This window comes from uncultured Empedobacter sp., assembly GCF_937930195.1.
GTDB lineage: Bacteria > Bacteroidota > Bacteroidia > Flavobacteriales > Weeksellaceae > Empedobacter > Empedobacter stercoris.
Window position 1 is genome coordinate 1 of record NZ_CALGVK010000165.1, and the last position, 2,347, is coordinate 2,347.

Sequence of the window (2,347 nt, forward strand, 5' to 3'; positions counted from 1 at the left end):
GTTATGTAACTTTTTCATCATTCATACGTCATATTAAAAGACACTAATACTAAATAGTAGAAAACCATGAGAAAATTTTTTGTACTTGCTGTTACATTATCAGGAATCTTTGCTTTCGGGCAAGAAGAAATTAAAGATTCAATTGATTATAATCCAATTGAAATAGAGGAAGTTTTAATTCAATCGCAACGAAAAAAAATGTTTGCAGACAAAGCTGTTTATACATTTGATAAAGAAGCATTGGAGAAAGCACGTTATGCAAAAGATTTATTGAATACATTACCAGAGCTAAATGTAGATCCAATTTCTAATTCAATTCAGAGTATAAAAGGTGGAACAACATTGTTGTTGATAAACGGAATTGAAGCAACAGACAATCAAATTCGTGCTGTCAAACCGCAAGATGTAGTACGTGTAGAATATTTTGATATTCCACCAACGCGTTATGCAAATCGTGCAGATCAGGTGGTTAATTTGATTACGCGTAATCCAGAAAATGGATATGTTTTTGGTGTAGAGGGTATTACTTCTCCTTTGACCGGTTTTGTAGATGGTTCTGCCTATGCGAATTTCACAAAAGGTAAAAATAATTTTGGTGTGGAATATTCGCTTAGTTTAAGAGATTATGATAATCGTGAAAACACTAATTCGTATGCATACCAATTAAATAATAATCAATACAAAACAACCGAACATCGTTTTGATCATTTTGGTTATACCTTTCAAAATGCAATTTTACGCTATACCAATACAGATTCTGACAAATATACTTTTCAAGCAAAGTTAGATTTAGAAATTTTGACAAGTTTTACAGATGTTAATGGAAAAAGTATCTTTTTGATGAATAATGTTTCGGAGAATCATACGACCTATAAACATGGCAATAGTGGTTATACAAAACCTACAGTAGATTTGTATTATTCTCGAAAATTAGGAAAGAAAGATGAATTGAGTTTAAATTTTGTTGGTTCTATTTTCAATACCGATACATACGAATTATCGAAAGAATGGGTAACAAATACCGAAAATAGTGTTTTTAATAACGAAATGAAATTGAAAGCTGAACAAACTTCTATTGTTGGAGAAGTTGCGCATACGCATGATTTTAAATCAGGAAAATTGAGTTCAGGCTACCGAATTACGACAAACGATATCAACAATGATTTGGTAAATTTAGATGGATCTTCTCGTTACAAAGTAAATTATTTGCAACAGTATATGTACACGGAGTTTTCTGGAAAAACAAAAAAGTTGATGTATCGTTTGGGAATGGGATTGACAAATATCAATAATCAAAGTGCAGAAGATTCGCAAAATACATGGACTATTACACCAAAAATCGTTTTGGGTTATGAATTAGCGAAGAACCAAAGTTTACGTTTTACAAGTTCCTATACACCAAGAAGTCCTTGGAGCGATGCGTTGAGTAGTAATGTGGTGCAAATGGTTCCGAATATTGTACGCAAAGGAAATCCAGAATTAAATATTCAAAAAACGTTTAGTAATAATTTGATTTATTCATACAATTCAAAATATTTTGATTTAAATACAACTTTATTTTACTCTCACAGAAAAGACGCCATAAATCAACTGTATGTGTTAGACGGAAATCGATACGCGTTGACGTACGAAAATGCTCAAAATGCACAAAGTTTAGGTGTACAAGTTTCAGGTTCAATAAAACCTTTCGGAACAGATTTACTAACATTAAAATTAGTTCTAACACCAACATCAGAAAGTGTAAAACTAAATGATGGAAAAACAATTAAAAACGATTATATCGGAAATAATTTTGTTATTAATTCAGTGTACAAAAACTTTAGTTTGATGTATGCATTTAATATTCCAGTTTATTCATTGAGTGGACCGTTTTTAGACACGAACGAAAACAAAAGTCATTTGGTGTTAAGTTATAAATTAAACAATTGGTCATTTAAAACAGGTGCCTATTGGCTTGGAATGCCTTCGGAATATAAATCAAAATCCGTTGCAGAAAGTATTGTACAAACAACAAACCATACACAAATTTGGAACAACAAAAATATGTTTATCTTAGGGTTTAGTTACGATTTTGCTACAGGTAAGAAAACAAATATCAATCGTAAATTACAAAACCAAACTGCAGGTGCAGCAACGTTTTAATAAAATAGAAAAAGAGAATCCTAAGGATTCTCTTTTTCTATTTTATAATTTTTGATGCGATGTTGAAACGAGTTCAACAATACATAAGGTAAATGTCATTCTGACGAATGGAGAAATCTATAGTTATATAAAGATAATTATTTTTGCATCTAACATCTAACATCTAACATCTAACATCTAACATCTAACATCTAACATCTAACAT

Annotated in this window: 1 protein-coding gene; it reads left to right on the forward strand. The window is 30.7% G+C overall.

The window, feature by feature from the left end; translation table 11 throughout:
* The first annotated feature begins 66 nt into the window (after window positions 1-66).
* Entirely contained in the window at window positions 67-2,142 is a 2,076-nt protein-coding gene (locus Q0616_RS09540) for a TonB-dependent siderophore receptor (RefSeq protein ID WP_298776755.1), read from the forward strand.
* The last annotated feature ends 205 nt before the right edge of the window (window positions 2,143-2,347 follow it).